The 22,199-nt window shown below is 60.5% G+C and carries 19 protein-coding genes; 9 read left to right on the top strand and 10 right to left on the bottom strand.

What is annotated here, in order from left to right; genetic code table 11:
- Window positions 1–8: 8 nt before the first annotated feature.
- Window positions 9–1,019 carry a taurine ABC transporter substrate-binding protein gene (gene tauA, locus ACE3QM_RS15800; RefSeq protein ID WP_374423199.1) on the bottom strand — a complete coding sequence of 337 codons (1,011 nt, stop codon included), beginning with the start codon at window positions 1,017–1,019 and terminating at the stop codon, window positions 9–11.
- A 234-nt stretch (window positions 1,020–1,253) separates the two neighbouring features.
- Window positions 1,254–3,863, bottom strand: coding sequence for a glycoside hydrolase family 15 protein (locus tag ACE3QM_RS15795; RefSeq protein ID WP_374423197.1), 2,610 nt, complete (start codon window positions 3,861–3,863; stop codon window positions 1,254–1,256).
- 232 nt (window positions 3,864–4,095) lie between these two features.
- Between ACE3QM_RS15795 and ACE3QM_RS15790 the strand changes: the two genes are divergently transcribed.
- The 8 genes from ACE3QM_RS15790 to ACE3QM_RS15755 all read left to right on the top strand — a co-directional run bounded on the left by ACE3QM_RS15790 (window position 4,096) and on the right by ACE3QM_RS15755 (window position 12,825).
- Window positions 4,096–5,700 carry an FAD-dependent oxidoreductase gene (locus ACE3QM_RS15790; RefSeq protein ID WP_374423195.1) on the top strand — a complete coding sequence of 535 codons (1,605 nt, stop codon included), beginning with the start codon at window positions 4,096–4,098 and terminating at the stop codon, window positions 5,698–5,700.
- Between the two features lie 178 nt (window positions 5,701–5,878).
- Window positions 5,879–7,837 carry a hypothetical protein gene (locus tag ACE3QM_RS15785; protein WP_048408138.1) on the top strand — a complete coding sequence of 653 codons (1,959 nt, stop codon included), beginning with the start codon at window positions 5,879–5,881 and terminating at the stop codon, window positions 7,835–7,837.
- Window positions 7,838–7,876: 39 nt separating this feature from the next.
- Window positions 7,877–8,974 (top strand): ferritin-like protein, encoded by a 1,098-nt coding sequence (locus ACE3QM_RS15780; protein ID WP_053074186.1) that lies wholly within the window; start codon window positions 7,877–7,879, stop codon window positions 8,972–8,974.
- A gap of 290 nt (window positions 8,975–9,264) precedes the next feature.
- Window positions 9,265–10,080 (top strand): TlpA family protein disulfide reductase, encoded by an 816-nt coding sequence (locus tag ACE3QM_RS15775; protein ID WP_374423192.1) that lies wholly within the window; start codon window positions 9,265–9,267, stop codon window positions 10,078–10,080.
- A gap of 2 nt (window positions 10,081–10,082) precedes the next feature.
- Window positions 10,083–10,832 carry a thiol:disulfide interchange protein DsbG gene (gene dsbG / locus ACE3QM_RS15770; RefSeq protein WP_374423190.1) on the top strand — a complete coding sequence of 250 codons (750 nt, stop codon included), beginning with the start codon at window positions 10,083–10,085 and terminating at the stop codon, window positions 10,830–10,832.
- 80 nt (window positions 10,833–10,912) lie between these two features.
- The gene (locus ACE3QM_RS15765; protein ID WP_374423188.1) at window positions 10,913–11,785 is read left to right on the top strand and encodes a permease; all 873 of its coding nucleotides are present in this window, start codon (window positions 10,913–10,915) and stop codon (window positions 11,783–11,785) included.
- A gap of 45 nt (window positions 11,786–11,830) precedes the next feature.
- Complete coding sequence (locus ACE3QM_RS15760) at window positions 11,831–12,250, top strand: lipocalin-like domain-containing protein (protein WP_231460685.1); 420 nt, start codon at window positions 11,831–11,833, stop codon at window positions 12,248–12,250.
- Window positions 12,251–12,291: 41 nt separating this feature from the next.
- On the top strand, window positions 12,292–12,825 hold the full coding sequence (locus tag ACE3QM_RS15755) for a DUF2867 domain-containing protein (RefSeq protein ID WP_374423186.1): 534 nt from the start codon (window positions 12,292–12,294) through the stop codon (window positions 12,823–12,825).
- 102 nt (window positions 12,826–12,927) lie between these two features.
- Here the strand turns inward: ACE3QM_RS15755 and ACE3QM_RS15750 are convergent, their stop codons facing one another.
- Entirely contained in the window at window positions 12,928–13,548 is a 621-nt protein-coding gene (locus tag ACE3QM_RS15750; RefSeq protein WP_374423263.1) for a VTT domain-containing protein, read from the bottom strand.
- A gap of 237 nt (window positions 13,549–13,785) precedes the next feature.
- Between ACE3QM_RS15750 and ACE3QM_RS15745 the strand changes: the two genes are divergently transcribed.
- The gene (locus ACE3QM_RS15745) at window positions 13,786–14,520 is read left to right on the top strand and encodes a glycoside hydrolase family 16 protein (RefSeq protein ID WP_374423184.1); all 735 of its coding nucleotides are present in this window, start codon (window positions 13,786–13,788) and stop codon (window positions 14,518–14,520) included.
- Window positions 14,521–14,583: 63 nt separating this feature from the next.
- Here ACE3QM_RS15745 and ACE3QM_RS15740 read toward each other — a convergent pair whose 3' ends face one another.
- The 7 genes from ACE3QM_RS15740 to ACE3QM_RS15710 all read right to left on the bottom strand — a co-directional run.
- The gene (locus ACE3QM_RS15740; RefSeq protein ID WP_374423181.1) at window positions 14,584–15,378 is read right to left on the bottom strand and encodes an N-acetylmuramoyl-L-alanine amidase; all 795 of its coding nucleotides are present in this window, start codon (window positions 15,376–15,378) and stop codon (window positions 14,584–14,586) included.
- A 330-nt stretch (window positions 15,379–15,708) separates the two neighbouring features.
- A complete protein-coding gene (locus tag ACE3QM_RS15735; RefSeq protein ID WP_374423179.1) occupies window positions 15,709–16,578 on the bottom strand; it encodes a hypothetical protein in 870 nt (289 codons plus the stop codon).
- Between the two features lie 219 nt (window positions 16,579–16,797).
- Complete coding sequence (locus ACE3QM_RS15730; protein WP_374423176.1) at window positions 16,798–17,637, bottom strand: hypothetical protein; 840 nt, start codon at window positions 17,635–17,637, stop codon at window positions 16,798–16,800.
- A 107-nt stretch (window positions 17,638–17,744) separates the two neighbouring features.
- Complete coding sequence (locus ACE3QM_RS15725) at window positions 17,745–18,548, bottom strand: hypothetical protein (RefSeq protein ID WP_374423174.1); 804 nt, start codon at window positions 18,546–18,548, stop codon at window positions 17,745–17,747.
- A 124-nt stretch (window positions 18,549–18,672) separates the two neighbouring features.
- Window positions 18,673–19,797 carry a T6SS immunity protein Tli4 family protein gene (locus ACE3QM_RS15720; RefSeq protein ID WP_374423172.1) on the bottom strand — a complete coding sequence of 375 codons (1,125 nt, stop codon included), beginning with the start codon at window positions 19,795–19,797 and terminating at the stop codon, window positions 18,673–18,675.
- 71 nt (window positions 19,798–19,868) lie between these two features.
- On the bottom strand, window positions 19,869–21,491 hold the full coding sequence (locus ACE3QM_RS15715; protein WP_374423170.1) for an esterase/lipase family protein: 1,623 nt from the start codon (window positions 21,489–21,491) through the stop codon (window positions 19,869–19,871).
- A 1-nt stretch (window position 21,492) separates the two neighbouring features.
- A partial coding sequence (locus ACE3QM_RS15710) for a DUF2345 domain-containing protein (protein ID WP_374423168.1) occupies window positions 21,493–22,199 on the bottom strand: 707 nt, incomplete at its 5' end.

Raw genomic sequence — 22,199 nt, 5'->3', positions numbered from 1 at the left:
CCTCGCGCTCAGCGCGGCTGCGCCAGCCGCACGAAGCGCGGCTCGACATAGGCTTGATAATCCGGCAGCACCGCTTCCACCTTCTTCTGTTCCTTCAGGAACAAGGCGGTGTCGCGCAGCGCCTTGGCGGTGCCGCCGCCCAGCAAGCGCGGCGACAGCTGCTCCTGCGCCAGCGGGAAGCGGCTGCCGGCCAGCAGGCCGGGAATCTGCGCCGGATCGGCCCCGGTCAGCCGCGCGATCTTGGCCACCTGCGGCGAGCCGGCGCTCCAGGCCGCCGGCTTGGCGCGGTAACCGGCGAAGGCCTGCAAGGTCACCTTGGCGAAGGCTGCCAACGCCTGCGGCTGGGCCGCGGCGAAATCCTTGCGCGCCACCCAGGCTTCGAAAGTGGGCGCGCCCCACTGCCCCACTTGTTCGGAATTGACCAGCACCGAACCGGTTTTCAGCGCCTGGCTCAAGGCCGGGTCCCAGACATAGGCGGCGTCGATGTCGCCGCGCTGCCAGGCGGCGCTGATCTCGGACGGGCGCAGATTGACGATGGACAGCTTGGCCGGGTCCAGCTTCCAGTGCTTGAGCGCGGCCAGCAGGCTGTAATGGGTGGTGGAGACATAGGGCACCGCCACCTTTTTGCCGATCAGGTCCCGCGGGGTCTTGATGCCGCTACCCTTGCGCGCCACCAAGGCCTCGGAGTTGCCGATCTCGGCGACGATCAGAAAGGTCTGGATCGGCAGTTGGCGGGTGGCGGCGGCGCTGAGCGGGCTGGAGCCCAGATCGGCGATATGCACGTCGCCGGAAGCCAGCGCGGCCAGCACTTCCGCGCCGCTCTCGAACTTGCGCCATTGCAGCGGCCGGCCGATGGCTTTTTCATACAAGCCGTCGGCCTGGGCCACTTTGGAGGGATCGACCCCGGTCTGGTAGCCGATGACGATGGGCGCCTCGGCGGCGTGTGCCGCCAAGGCGAAGAAGGACAGGCTGGCGAGGCTGAGCGCCAGCAGGGAACGGCGGGAGATGAACATGGACATGGCGAGTTCCTGAACAAGGGGGACTCAGCACACTATAAAAGCCATGTTTAATATCAAAAAGTAATTAAATTTGCTTTCAATATTCCAAATAAATCAATAGCGTATTGGAGCCTGTCCAAAGTCTCGCGAGCAAGAGCGAGCGAAAAAGCGGAATGTACAAGTGGTACATGAGCATTTTGAGCTTGTACTCACCGTGCAAGGCTTCACGAAGCGCAGCGGGCTTTGAACAGGCTCTTACCAGTTCACCTGATCATTCAACGTCAGCCCGCCGGCCGGCGCCTGCAGCACCCGGTTGCCGGCGCGCTGCTCCCAGCTCACGCTGCCATCGGCGTTCTTGCGGTAGTACTTGTACTCGATGCGCTGGCCGGCCGGCAGATTGACCCGAGTCTTCCACAGCGGGTAGGCCGCCGCGTCCGCCGGCAGGCCCAGATCGGTGTTCCAGTTGCCCAAGGCACGCGCCGCGCCGGTCACATACAGCTGCTGCCCCCAGCTGGTCGTGGCGGCGGCCTGGATCTCCACCGTCGCCTCCCCGGCCTTGGGTTCCACCCGGCAGGCGTAATAACGCGCGCAGGCGGCTTCCGGCAGATCGACGACGCGGCCGGCGCGGATGGAGGCCAACAGGCTGATGTACTCGCCCATCGCCCAGCTCAGCGGCGCGATCGAGCGGGTGGGCGTGCCGGCGCGGTTGCCGGCCGGCGTCTCCACCGCCCAGCCGTCCGGCAGTACCGCGCTGTGCGGCCACACCTGTTCCGGCAGCATGCCCTCCGGCGTGGCCAGCTGCTTCAAGGCGGCCAGATAGGGCTGGCCGGCCGCGCCGCCGCCCTGGCGCGCAATCTCGTAGATGCCGCGCTCGGCGGTGAAGATGGGCCACAACCGGCCCACGCCGCTGCCGGCGAAATCGCCGCCGTCATTGCGTTCGCCGTAGCCGTCGAAGTTGTAGCGGAACCAGGCGTTGACCGGCAGCGCCGGCACGCCGGGCAGCTCCAGCCGCTGGCCCAGCACCGCGTCGTAAATGCCCAAGGTGGCGCGCACCGCCGGATCATCGGCGCGCTTCACGCCCATGCGCACCAATTCCAGGAAGCCGCCGTCCACCACCCGGCGAGCATCGCGGCCGCCGCCGCCGTTCTTCACTTCCAGCGTCTGCGGCGTGTCCGGGCCCAGCGCCGGCGCCTGGCCGGCGCGGCTGGCCCCGCCGGCGCGCGCGGACGGATTGAGGCGCAGATAATAACGGCCGTCGCCAAAGCCGCCGCTGCGGGTGAAGGTCCAGGCGTCCACGTTTTGCTGCCAGTAATCGGCGGCGGACAGATAGCGCGCGGCGCTGGCATCGTCGCCGTTGGCGCGGGCGATGTCGGCGGCGGCGGCCAGGCCGGCGATCTGCGCCGCCAGCGTGGACGGCGAATAGCCGCTGTTTTCCTCCCAGCGCTCCTGATAGGTCCACGGCCCGGCGCTCAGGATGTAGTCGGCGGCCAGCTTGATGCGCGGCCACAGCGGCGAATACACCGCCGGCCCCTGGCGCCAGGCCAGCAGGATGGGCATGGCCTGCTCGTCCATCTGGGTGCCCTGCCAATACTGCGCGCCGCTGACCCAGGCGTTTTGCGGAAAGCGGCCGTTGCGGCTGAAGCCGTCCGGGCAGCCGGCGGCGTCGTATTCCGCCACGCCGCAGTCGCGGCGCTGCTGCAGGGTGTTGAACAGATAATCCGTCACCCGCGCGGCGGTGGCGCGGTCGCCGGCGGTGAGCAGGGCGTTGGCGAACTTGAACAGATCGCGCGGCCACACCAGGTGATAGCCGCCGGCGTTGGCGTCGCCCTGGCTGGCGCCCCACGGCGTGCCCAGGCCGGCCACCATCGCGCCGCTGGCCTTGTCCTGCATGGTTTTCAGCGTCATCGCCGCCAGGTAGTAGCCGTCGTCGGCGCTGCCGCCCTGATCGGACAGACCGGCGGCGTAAGCCTGCCAGCCGACGTCGTAGCGCCGCTGCGCCGCGTCCAGATCGCCGCCCAGCGCCGCCTCGGCCGCGTCCAGCGCCTGCCCCTGGCTGGCGCCGAAGCCCAGCACCACGTCGAAGGACACGCTGGTGGCGCGCGGGTCGCCCAGCTCCAGCCAGCCCATCTGCGCCACATTGCCGTTGCCGGCGGAATCGAAAGTCCAATCCATGCGCTTGTCGGCGCCGCCCCCCAGCAGATCGGTCCAGCCGTCGCTGAGGCCGACAAAGCCGTTGGACAGCATGCGGCGGCCGTTCTGCGTCTTCCACGGCAGGCTGCTCAGCAGCGCCGAGGCGCGCTGATTGCGGCTGGCGGCCAAGGCCGCGCCGCCGCCGGCGCGCGCCAGGGTGGCGGCGCTATTGCCGGCGCCGGCATTGTCCAGATAGGGCTTGAACAGCAGATAAAGCCGGAAATCGCCGACGCGGCGGCCGTCCAGCGCGCTGAAGGTGACGCGCTGGATCAGCGCGTCGCGCGCCGGATCGGTGAAGATGCGCTTGCTGATGCGCCAGTGATGGGCCGCGTTGCCGGTCTGCGCCTGCCAACTCATGCTGCGCGGATGCAGCCGCTGCACGTGGTAGTCCTGCTGCTTTTCCTCGTCGACGAAACCGCGGCCGGCGTCGCCCACCAGGAATTGCAGATCCACCGCCGCCTGGCTGTCCACCGCCGGGTAGAACACCTCGGACACCACGCCGCGATAGCCGGTGAAATACACCCGCGACGACCCCTCCGTTGCCACGCCGACGAAAGACTTGGCCGCCGGGCCGCGCACCGCCGTCAGTCCCGGCGCGCCAAACGCCTCGCCGGCCTGCGCCGCGCCGCCCAGGCCGCCCAGCAGCAGGGCCAGGCCCATCCATTGCTTGATCATGTCCGCTCGCTCCTGATTTTGGCAGGGAGCGTAGCAAAACAACATCCAAATGTCATTTCATGCCAGAACAAAATCCAGCGGATTCAAGCTTGGTCCCCGAGAAATGAAACGTTAAAACAAGCAATGCCACCAAGCTCAGCATTTGCCAGCCTCGCCCTCTCACCCCTCGTCTATAAAACAATGTCATTCAAAACGCACAGCCGCCGTCGCGGCCTCACAAGGAGAAGAGCACATGGGCTTGAATGCCATCACCCCGGACGATCATCGTTACGAGACACTGAAAAAAGGCTTCAACCTGCGCTGGCCGGAAGCCGGCCAGGCCGCCAGCGGCATTGTCATCTGCAGCGATGAGGCCGAAGTCGTCTCCGCGCTGCAATACGCGCTGGATCATAAGCTCAAGCCCACCATCCGCAGCGGCGGCCATTGCTACGAGGGCTTCGTCAGCAACAATCCCGGCGGCCTGATCATAGACATCGGCCAGCTTTCCGGTTTGCACCGCGACGTTGTGGCGGACGGCCACAGCTACGGCTTCCAACTCCTGGCCGGCAATCAGAACTGGGACGGCTATGTCGGCCTGTACAAGCTCACCGGCAAGACGGTGCCGGGCGGCTCTTGCTACTCGGTGGGCGCCGGCGGCCATATCAGCGGCGGCGGCTACGGCCTGCTGTCGCGGCTACAAGGCCTGACCGTGGATTGGCTGAGCGCGGTGGATATTCTGCTGGCGGACGGCGGCAAGGCGCGCAAGGTCCACGCTCGCGCCGACAATGAATTCTCCGATCTGCTCAAGCTGTGCAAGGGCGCCGGCGGCGGCAATGTTGGCCTGATCACCAGCTATTACTTCGACGATTTGCCGCTGGCGCCACAGCAGGTGGGCGTGCAATTCCTGCAATTCGACTGGAACGATTTCAAGGATCTGGGCCGCTTCACCGCCTTGTTGCAAACCTACGGCCAATACTGGCGGGAGGCGGACAGCGAGCCCGATGGCTACGGCCTGTTCAGCCTGCTCAAGCTCACCCATGTCAGCGCCAAAAAACTGGGGCTGGTGGTGCAGTACACCGACCGGGACGGCAAGCTGAACGATACCACGCCGTTCAACGACTTCTATCGGCGCATCGCGCAAGTGGCCTCGCCGCAATTGCTGAACACCTATCTGCCCGGCGGCGGCCATCTGCCCCACATCCCGCACCGCTCGCCGCCCAGGAACAGCGCGCCCTTGCCGGAACACGCGCAGGCGATGGACTGGCTGTACGCCACCCAGACGCTGAACGGCTCCGGCAACAATCAGCGCGGCAAGTACAAATCCGCCTATATGAAACAGAACTTCAGCCAAGCCGAGTGCAAGGCGATCCACCAGCATCTGAACACCCATCCCCACGACCAGGACTTTGCCCAATCGCTGCTGCAAGTGGACTCCTACGGCGGCGCGATCAACCGCCGCGGCACCGGCAACAACGGTTTCGATCCCGCCGACAACCAGACCGCGGTGCCGCAGCGCGCCTCGGTGATGAAGCTGCAATACCAGAGCTACTGGACCGACCCGGCCAACGACGCCAAGCACTTGAACTGGATGCGCGAGTTCTTCGACGCCGTCTACGCCGCCGACGGCTTCAACGGCACGCCCTACCCGGCCTCGGCGGTCTTGCCGGACTCGCCCTACGAAGGCTGCTACATCAACTACCCGGACGTGGACATGCTGAATGGCGCGCGGCCGGGCACGCCCGGTTATAGCTGGGGCGAGCTGTATTACGGCGCGCTGTACCCGGAACTGGTGGCGATCAAGCGCAAGTACGACCCGGGCAATGTGTTCAAGCACGCGATGTCGCTGGGCGCGGAGTAAGCGCCCGCCCCTGGCCGGCGCGCGCAAGGCGCCGGCCTTTCTCCACCTGCCCCGCCTATCCACCTGACCTAAAGAACATTGCCCTAATGGTCAGCGCTGCCTATACCCGCGCTATGCGTATGGAATTAAAACGCCAAGCATAGTCGTCCGCGGATTTTCCTCACCGCTAGGAGCCCATATGAGCTATTTGCAGTTTCCCCGGCTGGCCTTTGCCGGCCAGTTCCAGGCCGACGTCTCCACCGTCAACAACGACCCGCGCCACTTCGACAACGCCACCTTCGAGGCCCACTTCCAGGAGTTCCAGCAAGCGGACGCCGCCGGCAACACCAAGACTTACAACGGCTGGTGGCACCCAACCGGCACCGCCATCATGCGCTTCGCCAACTGCCAGGTGACCAGCTTGCGCGGGCCCAGCGGCATCCAGATCACCAATCCGGCGCAGGACCCGCTGCTGTCCTGTAGCGTGGGCAACGCCATTGGCAAGCCGTCCGCCAAGATGGTGGACCTGGACCCGGACTGGCAGCTGGCCTCCAATGTCTACGGCCTGGCGGTGTCGCTGCTCAAGCCGGACGGCACGCCGCTGATGACCGCGGATTACCAGAGCAACCCCTTCCGCGATCTGTGGTTTGGCCGCGGTCAGGGCAATGGCAGCGATATGGGCGCCTCGGCGATCTTCCAATCCGTGCTCACCAATATCCATTGGCATCTGGACGGCTTCGACAGCCCGCTGCTGGCGCGCCTGATCGAGCTGAGCGAGCAGGACCGGCTGTCCATCCGGCTATCCACCTACGGCTACGATATGAACGCCGGCTCGCCCTTGTTCGGCTACGGCACCGTGCTCGGCGCCATCGGCCCGGCCTATGCCGACCAGCCGCGCTCTTTCATCCTGGGCCGCCGCTTCATGCCCACCACTCAGAACAGCCTGCAGGACTCGGTGTCCGGCAATGGCATCGGCTGTTTCTCTTCCTGGCTGGACCAGGAAACCGCCAGCCTGCAAGTGGACCTGAGCAATGCGTTGCCCGTGGATGGCAATAACCAGGTCGTCGCGCTGCCGCCGCTGCAATACGCGATCCTGCATCAGGAATTGACCGCCCAGGACACGGAGATCGGCCCGGGCGACTACACCGTCATCGCTAGCGTGGACACCTCGCAAACGCTGCAAGACCAGCAGGCCGGCATCCAGTCGGTGCCGCTGACCGAGGAACAGCTGCGGCTGGCCACCCGGCCCCTGCCGCTGGCCATCGTCCAGCCGGTGGACGCGCAAGGCCGCGCCACCGTCTGCGTGCGCGAAGTGCTGCTGGGCAACGAGGTGCGCGCCGAGGATTTCGCCATCCGCCTGGACCCCAACCACCCGGACAAGAACCATCTGCACACCCATGTCTACGCCGCGCGCTATGGCCAGCCGCTGGCCGGCGCTGCGCTGGCCTTCTGGGCCGGCGCGCCGATGCTGGACTACGGCAATACCCCCGCCGACGCCACCGTGGGCACCACGCCGCGCGCGCTGCTGCCGGTCAACAACGTGCCCAACGCCGCCATCCGCATCAGCCCGGCGGAACCGGTCACCGACCAGGCCGGCCGGGCCGCCATCACCCTGCACGGGCCGGAAACCTTCGGCACCCCGCGCGAATACATGGACGGCCAGCTATTCACCATTTCCTACAATCTGGCCGGCCCCGACCCGGCGCTGCAGCAGCATTACGACAACCTGGCGGTGGTGGTTTTCAGCAGCTTCCCGCAGCCGGGCCAGAACATCGATCTGGACAATCCGAGCTGGGAAGACGTGCAACCCATCCTGCAGCAATACGCCAACCTCTACCCGGTGATGAGCCAGGGCCTGTTCGACTTTTCCAAGCAGGCGGTGGCCGACGCCAGCGCCTTCATCATGCGCTTCGTCTTCGACAAACCGATGGAAGACCCGGACCAGATGCCGGTGACGCGCGATCTGTCCGCCAGCAAGCGGCGCATGCTGATCAACTACTTCCAAAACGTGATAGACCGCACCGGCAAGACCTTCGACCGCCAGTTGATGTACGGCAAGCGCTGCCCGCTGCGTCAAAGCGCGCCGCCCAGCGAAGCCGACATCGCCGCCACGCTCGCCTCCCCATCCGCCAGCAAGCTGCGCAAGCCCCGCGGCTGACCCCGGCCCCGTCATTCGACCTTCCAAGGAAACCAAGCCATGCTGAAGATACGTCAAGAACTCATGACCGAGCTGCGCCAGGCCGAGCACATCCATCATGTGCGAACCATGCTGGCCGGCGCGGTGCGGCTGGAGCTGTCCACCATCCCCACTTATCTGACCGCGCTGTTCTCCATCAAGCCCGGCCAGAACCAGGAGGCGCGCGCGCTGGTGCAGTCGGTGGTGGTGGAGGAAATGCTGCACATGACGCTGGCCGCCAACACCCTGATCGCCATCGGCGGCAATCCGCGCATCATCGAGGATGGCCAAGCGCTCAACTATCCCGGGCCGCTGCCGATGTGCGTGGACACCAGCCTCACCGTCACGCTCAAGGCGCTGAGCCGGCAACAGGCGCAGGAGGTGTTCATGGAGATAGAGCGCCCGGACACCCAGGCCATCCTGCCCGGCGAAACCCAGGCCTATGTCGACAACCAGCCCGGCTTCGACTCCATCGGCCGCTTCTACCAAGCAATACTGGAGCGGCTGCAGCACCTGGAAAACCACGGCCATGACTGCTTCGCCCAGCCGCGCTTGGACGAACAGGTGGATGTCAGCCAGTGGTTTCCGCACGAGGTGGAAGGCTGTCCGGACGGCAAGGTGCACGACATGGCCAGCGCCCGCGCGGTGATAAACACCATCGTGCGCCAGGGCGAAGGCGTGCAGGTGGAAGACGACTGGATCAACCCCAAGGAAGACGCCGGCGGCGGCTACGCCCACTATTTCAAGTTTGGCGAAATCTACTACGGCAAGCGCCTGGTGCGTGACGACTGCAGCCCCTCCGGCTGGTCCTACACCGGCGAGCCGGTGCCGCTGGACGAAACCGGCGTGTTCAATCTGCTGCCCAATGCCGCGCTCTCCGATTATCCGGCCGGCAGCGGCGCGGCGGTCAGCGGCGCCCAGTTCTACCAGTCTTATCAAAACCTGCTGGCCGCGCTGGACCGCACCTTCAACGGCCAGCCACAGCAGCTGGACGCCGCCATCGGCATCATGTACGAGCTGAAGCTGGTGGCGCAGAAAGTGATGCAGCACCCCGTTGGCACCAGCACGCCGGACGTGGTGGCCGCGCCGCCATTCATGCGCGTGCACCAGGCCAGCTGAACCGCGCTCCGAACCACGGCCCGCCCGGCGCCCGCGCTGAGGCGGGCCGTTTGTCGTCTATACTCCCCCCTGCCGTCGCCGCCCCCCTCCCAGCGCAAGCGGTGAATCTTTTTGAGAAAGCCCAGTCTATTCTGACGTTTAAAACGCCAGTTCCAGCCGCTTGCGCGGCAGAACCCCGCGGCCATGCCGCGGGCACCGCCAGACAGCCGCCCCCTGCCAGCGCCCACCGGGCGCCCGGGCCACGGACGGCCTCCCCGCCGCGCGCCGTCCGCGCGGCACAGGACTAAACCATGCTTGCTTTCAACCTTGGCCCGCTGGCCATTCCCGTCAGCTTCGCCATCACGGCCGCCGCCTGGCTGGCCGCACACGCCGCCGGCTTTCTCGCCGCGCGCCGCTGGCGCGTCAGCGTGGCGTCTGACCTCAACGACATGCTGCTGTGGGGCTTCGTCGCCTCGCGGGCGGCCTTCGTGCTCTACTGGTTCTCGCTGTACGCCCACCGGCCGCTGGCGATGCTGGACCTGCGCGACGGCGGCTTCCTGCCCTGGGCCGGCATCGCCGCCGCGCTGGCCCTGGCGCTATGGCGCGGTTGGCGCCGCGCCGCCTTGCGCCGACCGCTGGCCATCGCTATCCTGAGCGGCGCGCTGGCCTGGGCCGCAGGCCAGGCGCTGCAACAGGAGCAGACCAAGGCCGCCTTGTCCGCGCGCGTGCTGCCGCAATTGGACGGCGCACCGGCCGCCTTGCCGGCGCTGGCCGCCGGCAAGCCCGTGGTGCTCAATCTGTGGGCCAGCTGGTGCCCGCCCTGCCTGCGGGAAATGCCGCTGCTGCAACAAGCGCAGCAACAATACGCCGGCGTGCGCTTCCTGTTCGCCAACCAGGGCGAGGACGAAGTGCTGGTGCGCCAGTTTTTCCGTAGCCAACCGCTGCGGCTGCAACACGTGTTGCTGGACCCTGGCGGCGCGCTGGGCCGCGAATATGGCTCGGTGGCGCTGCCCACCACGCTGTTCTTCGACGCCCGCGGCCGCTTGCAAACCGTACACCTGGGCGAACTGTCCGAGGCCACCCTGGCCAGCAAACTGCAACAGTTGGACAGCGCCTCCAAGGAATGACCATGACCGCATCGCTGATCCGCGGCCTGGCGCCGCTGGCGCTATGGCTGAGCCTGAACGCCCACGCCGCTGCGCCCCAGGCCTGGCCGGCGCCCATCCAGGCGCTGGAGGCCCAGGGCTATGAAGTCCTGAGCAGCTTTCCCGGCCCCGCCGGGCTGACCGGCTACGCCGCGCTCTATCTGGGCCGGCCGCAAACCCTTTACCTGACGCCGGACGGCCAGCAAGCCATCGTCGGCAACATCACCGACGCCCACGGCGAAAAATGGCAGCCGGAGCTGCTGGACCGGCAGTTCGGCGCCGCGCTGTGGCGGCAGCTGGAAGCCAGCCACTGGATAGCCGACGGCAAGGCCGACGCCGCCAGGGTGGTTTACACCTTCACCGATCCCAACTGCCCGTACTGCCGCCAGTTCTGGCGCGACGCCCGGCCCTGGGTCAATGCCGGCCAGGTTCAGCTGCGCCACATTCCGGTGGGCCTGCTGGCGGCGGACAGCCCGGCCAAGGCCGCCGCCCTCTTGGCCGCGCCGGATCCGGCCGCCGCGCTGGCGCGCCACGAATCCGGCACGCCGGTGCAGCCGCTGGCCAAGCCGCCGGCCGCCGTCAGCGCCAAATTGGCGGCCAATCAGCAATTGATGGAACGGCTGGGCGTGTTCGCCACCCCGGCCTCCTTCTACCGCGATGCCCAGGGCCGCTTGCAGAAAGTCCAGGGCGTGCCCACCGCGGCCACGCTGCAACGGCTGCTCGGTCCGCGCTGACACTTTCATTCCATTGACATTTCCAGTGAAGCGGGCCTAGAGTGCGTCTTCCGCCGTCCGGCTCGTCACAGGAATGCACCATGCCGCTGTCCATCTTCGCCCCGCTCGCCTATCTGCTGATCGGCCTGGGGCTGGGACGCGCGCCCTTCGACGTCAAGGCGCGGGCCTCGGCGCTGTTGAGCAAGTGGGTGATCCCGCTGGTCATCATCTACAACATCGCCACCCATCGCCCCGGCGTGTTCACGGTCATGGCCGGCATCGCCGCCATCATGGCGCTGCTCTTGCTGCTGGGACGCCGCATCAGCCGCGACCCGGTGCACAATCTGTGTTTCTGCTATCTGAATATCGGCTGGCTGGGGCTGCCGGTGGCCAGCGCGCTGTTTGGCGACGGCGCCGCCATGGTCATCATCGCCGCCTATGTCGGCAGTTCCTTGTTTGGCAACGCCATCGGCGTGGGCCTGCTGGCCCAGGGCCAGCACTGGCGCGCGCGGCTGCGCCAGACGCTGCAGGCGCCGCCGGTGTGGGCGCTGCTGGTCGGCCTCGCCTGCCTGCCCTTGGGGCCGGCGCTGGAACACTACGCGCGGCCTGGCTACGAAGCGCTGAAATGGCTGATGAGTTTCCTGGGAATGGCGATTCTGGGCATCTGGCTCTCCGGCGCCCGGCTCCGGCTGGCGGACTTCAAACTGGCGCTGCGCAACTTCGCCGCGCGCGCCGTGGCGCTGGCCCTGCTGCTCAGCCTGTTCATCCTGCTGTGCGGCCGCTTCGACATCGCGCTGGTGACGGAAAACCGGCCCACCCTCTATCTGCTGTGCCTGCTGCCGCCGGCGGCCAACATCATCGTGCTGGAAACCCATTACCTGAAAAGCGGCCGCTCGGCCGGGCCCATCGCCTGCGGCACCTGCGTCAGCCTGCTGGCCATCGGCGTGTATGTGGCGGTGATGCTGACGCACTAACAGCCTGTCCAAAGTCTCGCGAGCAAGAGCGAGAAAGGAGATGCCATGCCTGATATCCAAGCCCAGCCCTTGTCCGGATGGTGGCGGATTGTGTCTTTTCAGCTTGAGTTCCAGGACACAGGCGAGTGCGTGGACACTTACGGCCGCGCGCCGCTCGGCCATATCGTCATAGAACGCGACAGGATCATGTCGATACTCACCTCCCAAGAACGTCCGAATCATGATCCGGCAGCCCTTTTCGAGGCGATGATCGCTTATTCCGGTCTGTGCCGTGTTGAGGGTGAGGACAAACTCATCATCCAGGTCGACACCGCTTGGCATCCCGCCTGGGTCGGCACCGAGCAACGGAGGTTCTTCAGGCTAGACCGCGACGTCCTGTCGATTGCGACTGCGTGGCAGACGCATCCATCGTTCCCGGGGCGGACGGCTCGCGGCGTGTTGATGGCGCGGAAAAGCAAGGTCTAGCGCAGACTCACGCCAAACCCAAACCGTAGGGAGATGAGTTGATGAACCATATCCATAAGGCGCATGCGATACCCGTGCCATCCGACAGTACCCTGGCGCCGCTTTACAAGGGCGCGGATCTGGTAGACGCGTATGCGATTCAGTTACCGGCGGGGGCCAGCGACGATATCGAAGTATTGGCCCGCGCGGGCTTCGAGCAGCAGGCGTGGTGGATTCGCGCGCTGACGCGGGCGCGCGACATGATCATGGCGCCAGTCGGCGTCAAATCGTCTCGTGCGGTGGGTATTGCCGCGGCGGCGCAGGGGACGGTGATCGGCTTCTTTCCACTGCAGTCCAAGAGTTTGGAGGAACTGGTAATGGGCGCGGATGATCGTCATCTCGACTTCCGGCTCGCGATCCAGCAGCGCGCTGGCGCGGCAGGCAGCAGGGAACTCGTCGTGGTATCCGTCGTGCATTGCCATAACTTACTGGGACGGACATACCTCGCGGCCATCACACCGTTCCACCGCGTGATCGCGCGGGCTAGCCTGGAGCAGGCGGCAAGGCGTGTTGCACCGCGCGCATCGCTCATCTAAGAGCCTGTCCAAGTCTCGCGAGCAAAAGCGAGATCGCCAAACACAGCGCATTAACAACGCCCCGCTCTTGCTCGCCTGATCCTGAACCGCTTGCAAACAGCGTCAGCCCGCCAGACGGCGGCTGCGCCGCCACTGCCACAAGGGTGGCAGCAATAGCAAGGCCACCATGCCCAGCACCAGCCACAGCATATTGTCCTGCACCCAGGGAATGCCGCCCAGCCAATACCCCATGGACACCAGCCCGCCGCACCAGATCACCGCGCCCAGCACGTTGTAGCAGGCGAAGCGGCGCGGGCACATGCCGGACAGCCCGGCCAGAAACGGCGCCACCGTGCGCACGATGGGCACGAAGCGGCCGATGGTGATGGTGGGCGCGCCGTAACGATCGAAAAAGGCCTGGGTCTTGGCCAAATGCTGCGGCTTGACCCAGCCGCGCCGGATCAGCGTCTGCCCCAGCGCGGAGCGGCCTATGCTGTAATTCAGCAGATCGCCCAGAATGGCCGCCAGCGTGATCACGCCCATCGGCCACCACGGCGACACCCCCTGCGCGCCCAGCAAGGCGCCGGTGGCGAACAGCAGGCCGTCGCCGGGCAGGAAGGGCAATACCACCAGGCCGGTTTCGCAAAACACGATGGCGGCCACTATCCACACCCCCAGCACCCAGTTCTGCGCCAGCAGCGACATCAGATTCTCATCGCCAAACAACCAGCTCAGAAACCCCATGGTCAACACAATCGCACTCCTCGCATGATGAACGCCGCCGCTGCAAGACCTGCCCCGCAGAGCCTTGGCTTGACGCTACCTAAAGCTTGACCGCGCCGGCGGGTCAATGGTTCAGACGCGCGCGCGGCCTGTTCCTTGTATTTACCCACCGGAAAATCATTTGGCATTATATTCCAAGCAGACTGTCCCGCCAGCGCAAGCGCCTGGTCACGGCCAGGCCACCGATAAAGGAAAACCATGCCCCGACTTTACTGCCTGCTCATCGCCGCCGCCCTGGCCGCCTCCGGCCTGGCCCAGGCCAAGACCCTGAATTTCTCCGGCTACGCCTGGGAAGTCCGCAACCAGATCCAAAGCGGCCCCGGCCCCAATGACTGGGACGAGAACAACGCCTGGGTGGACGCCCAGGGCCGGCTCCACCTGAAGATCGCCCAACGCGGCGGCAAGTGGAGCAGCGCCGAGGTCTACCTGCCTCAGCGGCTGGGCTTTGGCCGCTACCAGTTCAAGCTGATAGGCCGGCCGGACCTCTTCGACGACAACATCGTGCTGGGCCTGTTCAACTACCCGACGCCGGATGTGGGCCCGGACGCCAGCAATGAAATCGACATCGAATTCGCCCGCTGGGGCAATCGGCAAAACCCGATGGGCAACTACACCGTCTACCCGGCCGTGCCCGGCCCCAAGCCCACCTCCTACGCCTTTGAACCGCACCTCAACGGCGACTACAGCACCCACCGCTTCAACTGGAGCGCCAGCCGTGTGCTCTACCAATCGCTGCACGGCCATCAGGACGGCGACCAGTACGAAATGGCGCGCTGGAACTTCGCCCCGGCGGACCCCACGCGCCTGGTGCCGCAGCAGCCGCTGCCGCCGCACATCAATCTATGGCTGTTCCAGGGACGGCCGCCCAAGGACGGCAAGGAAGTGGAAATCGTGATCCAGGAGTTCTCCTTCATCCCGGCCGCCGCCAAATAAGACCCGCTAACAAAACCCCTGATCCTGCGTGGGGTTTGTTAGCCGCTCGGAGTACAAGACGCGTCAAAGCTTGATCAGGGCCAAACGCTTAGGCCAATAACGCTCCAGCAGGGCGAACAGGATGGCAGCGGTCTCCACGTCCAACGCCCCGCTGTAATCGCCAGCGCGGAAATGCATCTGGAAGGCGCGCACCAGGGTGGCGAAACCGGCATCGCCGCCCGCCGCCGCCACCTCGTAGCCGTAATGCTTGAACGCCTCCAGCATCTTCTCCCGGCCAGGCAAGCCCTGTTGCTGGAACCGCTGCGCGTATTTACGCTGCGTCTCCACCTCCGGCCACGCGCCCACCCCGGCCTGGTGCAGTTCCCGCCACGGGAACATCGGCCCCGGATCGCTCTTGCGGCCCACGGCGATGTCGGAATGGCCCAGCACGTTCACCGGACTGATGTCCGGATAGCGCGCCAGGATGTTTCGCGCCAATTCCGTCACTGCCTCCACCTGCTGCGGGTGATAGGGCGGAAACACCATGCCGCCCTTCTCCTCCCGCGCCAGATTGACGATTTCCACGCCGATGGACGAATCGTTCAGATTGCTGCGGCCATCCCAGGCACTGGCGCCGGCATGCCAGGCGCGGTCGTTCTCGTCCACCAGATTGAACAGATTCATCTGCTTGAAGCCGGCCTGCTGATAGCTGGGGTCGCAAGGGTCCGGCGCCAGATAATGCGCGCTCACCTGGCCGGAGCCGGTCAGCGCCTTGATGGAGCCGGCGAAGTCCAGCGCGGTGTAATGCAGGATCAGGAAACGGACGCGTTTGTTGAAGCCTTGGACCGAGCGATAGGTATTGAACAGGATGGGCGTCATGAAGAATCTCCAGGAGGGGAATGGGAAGGGATGTGGCCGGCCAGACAGCCGGCACATAGAGTCTGAGTCCCCCCGGCCGCAGGGGTTCGGCGGGGGTGACGGGCGTCACCCCCGCCAAGACGGCGCATGAACCTGATATTTTCGGTGGAATACCCGCCACAACCAAACCATACTAGCCATCGCCTAGATTACGATGACGGCGACACGGAGATGCATCACTCGCGCCTCACACCGTGGTCGGCTCTTTCAAAACCCCGCCACTTAAGCATAGCGGTGGCATAGGCAAACCATTAAACAATGACCTAACCAACAAGCCAACAGATATAAGTTCTACTTCCCAGCAGACCCAGCTGGCAAAGGTGGACCCTGATAATCTTCATCAATAACCACACCCTGCGCACGCAATTTAGCTTCTTTTATATTGCGTTCCTGCTTCCATTTCCGTGCAGCCGCATCCCATAGATTACGCCAATGATCACGCTCTTCAAATTCAAAATTTGAGCTAAATTGCTGCTCAGCACTGCTTATGCTGACGTTCAACAAATAAGCGCCAGGCTTGGCAGGGTCCATGCGTTGCACATTCCGATCGAACTCCAGACTCAGAAAAGCATCCTCTGCATAGAAGCTCCAACGGGTTCTAGCCGGCATCGCCATCCATTCCGTCAATGACAAATCATAGTCAGGGTCTAATGCCCCATGCTTCTGTACAGCGTACTCATAAGCCGCTTTGCCGTTCAAACGTGGGTCCGTCTCTTCGATATACTTCTGCCAGCCTGCGGCGCGAATTGATTTGACCAAACTCCATACATAACGCCTTGCCGCGTCATGCTCTATCAGCGGCTGAGAAGACAAACCGGCACTGAGCTGTATGCTGTCAATACCCTCTTTTCGCCCTCTATCTTGCGTGCCCGTCACACTAAGCACATGGGCAATTTCCAAACTATGCCCCTGATGCTCCAATCTCACCGTAACGGACACCTTGGATCTGAGGGGCTGCATTTTATAAAACCTAAGACCAGCAGGCTGCTCAGCAACATGAACAATAGCGCTGTATTTCTTTTGCCACTGCTCTCCAGTTTCCCCCAGCGCAAGCACTACTCTATCCGGATACGTCGATTGATCAGGCTGTCTGCCTATCGCGAAGTAGATGGCAATCGCTGTGCAGCTAATCAACGCTGAAGCCAAAATAAATTTTTTCACTCCACGCCCGTTAATAGATAGGCAACTTGTCATTTCTCTACTATCCCGAGCCAATAGCCATGTCACTGCTCAATGGAGTCCTATTTATTCCGCCTGCCGATACCAGACCGTTTCCCCATATTGAGAATCAGGAAACACCGGCATGGCCTCACCTGCCGTAAAGCTGCGACACGCATCAGGCCTAGCTGGCGTCCACCAGACACCGGCATGAGGGCACGCTTATCCACCCTCAACCCGCCCACTGCTTGGCTGGTTTTTAGGGTAGAAACCTTCAGGAGGAACCTCAAGGAATTGCTTGGGGATACGCCGAACCAGCGTCCAGCGGGATGGATACACATCCTGCTCATCATCCCACCAGCCCTCTTCATCCTTGCTTAGGCCCTGACGCACCGAAATGCCCGGCTCTTCTGGCCACCATCGCCCTGGGTGCAGAAACTGCGCAGCCGTATTTTCGGAGTCCGGCAAATAAACACCGCACTCCTTGACCTGATCGCCAGGACCAATCACGACTGAATGGTCCAATTCATAAACTGGAATCTGTTTAGGAAGGCGGATATTCGTTCCACCTAAGACTCCACTGGGATCACTAAAATCACAATGCCTGCTTAAGCTTCCTTCCTGCCATTCCCCACCAATAGTTGCACCGATAACCTTATCTAATGCAATCGCCTTGAACAGAGCATCCCAAAACATTGTTCCCAGTGGCTCAGGCATCCAACTGGCATCAAACTCACTGATATTCTTGTTGATGCTACGACCATGAGTTCCAACTAAGCCACGAAAGGCTTGAGGATCGCCATGGCTTCGTAAAATGCAACCTTCGATCAGACCATCCAGGCTGGAACGTAGGTTGGGTAACACGAGACCTCCCCACACGACATCGGGCTGCTCGCTAGTATGGCGCCGCCGTAAATCGGCAGGCAGATTTTGCATGAACTCGTCCAGACATTGCTCGCCAAATCGCACGGCCTCGCGCATTGCGTCACGTGCATTGCAGAAGTGCTCGAATGAAACGAGGTATTCAAGCAAATAAACTTCCTGTGGCTGCAACGGGGGCATGACCAAGATCCTTTACACCTCGAGAACGGAACACAGCCAGGCGCAGCAGAGAAGAGCCAAGCATTCTAATCTATTCCCCTCTGCGAGACAGGCTACCGCCAAGCATGTTAGGGATAAAAACCGTTAGGAGGAACTTGGAAAAATTGGCTTTCTACACGCCGCACCAAGGTCCAAGTCGGCACCACCTGCCTCTCCAGCTGCCAATCGCCGAATTGATCCCGTTGCAGACCTTGATGTACCGATATCTCCCCCATACCCCGCACATTCAGTAAGTCAAGTTTCAACTGATTGGTGCGATAGGGATGCAGAAACTGAGCGCAAGCATGATCCACATCCGGCAGGTAAACACCGGGGATTTCCACCTTATCGCCAGGCCTCACCACCACACTGCCATCCAGTTCATAAGCGGGAATGGCTGGAGGCAGGTCCAATGGCCCCCAGTTCAGCTCATCGTAGCGAAAGGACAAATCTCCCTCCTCCCAACGGCCCTCGCAAGTTCTGTTGAAATTTATATCCAGCCTGCTAGCTCTACTCTCAAAGCCGCCGATGCGCTCTAACTCATCCTGCCCCATCCAACCGTGCCAGTACTCGTTGCCACCACGTAAAGCTCCACGAACACCACCGCCCCCACGAAACACATTGGCATCATCATGGGTCCGCTCAATATAGGTGTTTATCAAGTTTTGCAACATTGCTCGATAGTTAGGCAGTAGAACAGTTCCCCAGGTCACATCTGGTTGTTCAGATAAATGTTTTGAACGCAAAGTGGCCGGTGCGGTATTCATATACCGCTCCAGCGCCTGCTCATGCGAATAAACAACCTGTCTCCAGGTGTCGCGAAGCTCGCCTATGTATTCCAGCGACACAAAACGTTCTAATAAAAAACACTCTTGTGGATGAAGGGTTGCCACGGCTTCCTTAAAACGCCCCAATTGAGGTTAGACCCCATAAGCAAAATAACAGAAACATTTTCTAAACTTAAAGTCTCCCATGCACAATCGCTCATCACTTTGAAAAACACTACCGAATCAAAAACTAGAATTCATTAGATCGTACCCGCAAAGTTGCCAAGATAGCATCCCACAAAGCAATTGTTTGCACCTCGCTAAAAGATGCTTTTTTTAACTCATTACCTGTCTTTTTCGAATCCATCTTTGAGACAATTTTCAACAGAGGAATCGGATCGCCATCTCGTATATCACGATTATATAAGCGCTGACCATTCGAAAGAATCAGCTTGACGTAAGGCATATTAATCTGACCGGCATGCGAACTTTCGGCAACAAACGAATGTCCCTGAACAAAATGCTCATTATTTCCGTCATCCAGATAAGACTCATCCGTCGGAAGTTCCATTAGAACTTCTTTCAATTCAACACCGCTCTTAGCTTTTAATTCAGTGGCACGAATGATGCGAAATTTTCCATTTTTCTCTTTTGCAATACTTTCACCCGATTTAACTTCCTCATCGATTGCATCATAGGTTGTAACCTCTGGACTGTAACGATTATCCGTAACAATTGACAGAGTTACATCCTCTAGCCCCCCTAAGTGAAATGACAATTCAGGTGATTCGTGGGCTACGGATGGACCAGCCATGAAACCATTCATAAAACAAGATCCGGCTTCTTTGGGAATTTCTGTATTATTTCGACCGCTAATTTTATTAGAGAAACCAAGTAGCTCCTGCATTACATTCTGACTAGTTGTTTTTGTATCTAACGAATTATCCTTAAGCTTAGTTGCATCCCAATGATTTGCCAGCATTCTTTTGGCATACCCATTTTCAAAACTCCATAGCTCATATGTACGCTGGGCAAGCTCAGAAACATCACTTCTGACCCTATCAAATATTATTCCTTCTTTTCCTTGCAAAGGAATCACATCAAAAAGCATTGATTGCTTACTATTAGCAATAAGCGTTGTGACTAACTCATTTTTACGCTTAGCAAGAGCCATTCTGAACTGAACAAGGCTCATCGGCTGTACTTCGACTACTATTTCAGTATCAAGATGCCCAGTATAAACACTTGCTACTCTAAATGATGATTGATCGGAAACCAAAGAGATGGGCAAATCTACTAAGAATCTTCCAACGCAATAAGTTTGCATATTGGACAGAAATGGCTCTAATTGCTGTTTTTCGGTAGCGGTCATCATTTTTGGTGAATCCTTGCAAGCGGCTAACATACACACCATTGTCAAATTGGCAAATAATATTAATGTTTTTCTCATTCTGAATATGCCAACGCTGTCTGCTTAATTGCTTGGGTGATATGTACAATGGCGCGCAAAGTAAATTGCTGAGCAGGCTGACAATCTCGATAGGCGGGTTCATGCTCAGTCGAAACTCTCATCATTGTTTTTGCACTTGAATAAGGAGCATAGCCTGATCGATGAGGAACAGTGCCATCTCCAGGTTCGTCCTGATTTGCAAATGTGTATGCTTGGTGCTTTCCTGTCTTCCATCCACCACTCACAGGTGTAGCAACCGTTCTAGTTTCCCCAATCTCTGTTGGGTCTAGGGCCCGAGCATTAAGAACATCTCCTTTTCTCTTACCCGAAAGCAGTTCTTCACCCCATGCACTCTCTCCATTCCATGTTACATTACCAAAAGAAAGATGCTCTTCACTACTTCCATAAAATGCATGAGTATTTGCATGATATTGCTTTGAGATAGAAGTATGAAAACCTTTCACTATCTGTATAACAGTTTTAAATCTCTCCCAATTCCTCTCTTTTGCTGCAGGGTCATTTTTTATATTAGATGGATCAATTAAGTGATCTTCGCATAGACTCCACCACTTTCCACGAACAGTGTATATCTCTCGATATGGGTCACCCGACTTTGGGAAGGAAAAACGGTCTTCGTTAACCTCTATTTTAAGCCAGTTATTTCCATACTCTGGCGTTGGCAATAATTGCAATGGGCCTGGGGATTGAGAAAGTACAGAAGTCATTTCCAATCCATTCCCACCAAGAATTTCACTAGCCACAGCACCTTCTATGCGCTTCGTTGTTCCTTGCCCTTTTCCCCCATTTTCAGTACCGGCCTTCATTCGGCGATATACTGCAGCAGCCCCTATCGCAGGCATAACACCATGAACAACGCCAAGTATCTGATCTCGCATACCAAGCACTTCCGAACAATAGCGTGCTACTAACCCCCCCATTGAGTGAGTTACCACGATTACCTTCTCGCACTTATGGCCAAGTTTTTTCTGATCAGAAATAGCTTTTTGAATTCTATTTTTCAACAATTTGGCCGAACTAGCATTATCATCAAGCCAATTATAGCCACACGCATATATCGGAAATGCATAGCGATAAGACAAGGCAACTTCATCCTCTTTTAAAGATACCTCACCCTTCTCCGCCTTTAGATCTTTTCCAATAAGCATTTTACGCGGGGAATAGTTCCAACCTCCACAATGAAAATCATTCAGAGCCAAATGAAGATCGGCAAGATATTCTCCATAGCTCATATAGCCGACCTCTCCCCAGCCTCTCTCTTTAAGCAATTTATTATTTAATGGAGTACGCGAAGAAACTTTCCCACCCTGAAAAACCTGCATTACGGCAGGGTCAAGGCTCTCTCGTCTTATTTGGGCCCCACGCCCCAACCATGGCAGCATACTTCCAGTATCATTAAGCAACCATTTAATCCCTTTCCCTTTCCCTTGCGTACAGATGAGGTTACTGCCCATAACTCCTGGCACAAAGATCACAGGAATAACCCTATCTGGATCAATTGTACAGATTGCAAAGGAATCGTTAGGTTTACTGGTTATTGAAGACCAATAGGGCTTTCCATCACGATCATACTGCGGAGAAATTTTTCGATCATCGGTCACTTTACTTCTCCGGCAACAAGTGCAACTTGATATTTTCAGTAAACAGGCTCCTCTGCAAGCCTGTTTTCCCCTCGGCATCTGTAATGCCATGTATCACGGTTCCATCTTCCCTGATTAGCTTAAATGCTCGCCCCTTAACCGGCTTTCCATCGTAGGGCCACTTCATAACGAACTCCTCATCAAATTTAGACGAGGGCATTTTATTTAATTCTTTTGCTAAGCTAGTGGGCCCACTCATCTGATGGCTGGCGCCCTTCACCGACACCTTGCCGGGGCAATGCAGTTCGATATTGCCGCCGGCGATGCGGATGTAAGCGCCGCCGCTGACGTTGAGCAGGATTTCCTGCTTGGCCGCCACCGTGATTCTTTCCTTGCAAGCGGTGACGGTCACATCCTTGTCCGCGGTGACCTCGATGCTGTCTCTCTGCGCTTGAACCTGCACCTTGCCCTTGGCCGCGATCAGCTTCAGCGCGATCTGATCCTTGACCCCGGCGACGAACAGGCTGATGTGCTGGCCCACATTGTGAATCCAGCGCCGGCCGGAGGTCTGGTTGCTGTCGCGCTGTGCCACCAAGTCCAGGTTGGTGCCCGCCGCCACGGTCTGGCTTTGCTGGCTCAGGCTGGCGATGCCGGCCGGGGCCGATAGCACGATTAGCGGCTGCTGACCGGCTTGGTCCTTGGCGGTCTTGCCGTCCTTGTCGGTGTTGG

The sequence above is a fragment of the Chromobacterium sp. genome (genome assembly GCF_041912965.1).
GTDB classification, from domain to species: domain Bacteria; phylum Pseudomonadota; class Gammaproteobacteria; order Burkholderiales; family Chromobacteriaceae; genus Chromobacterium; species Chromobacterium aquaticum.
This window is presented reverse-complemented; position numbering and strand designations above follow the sequence as displayed.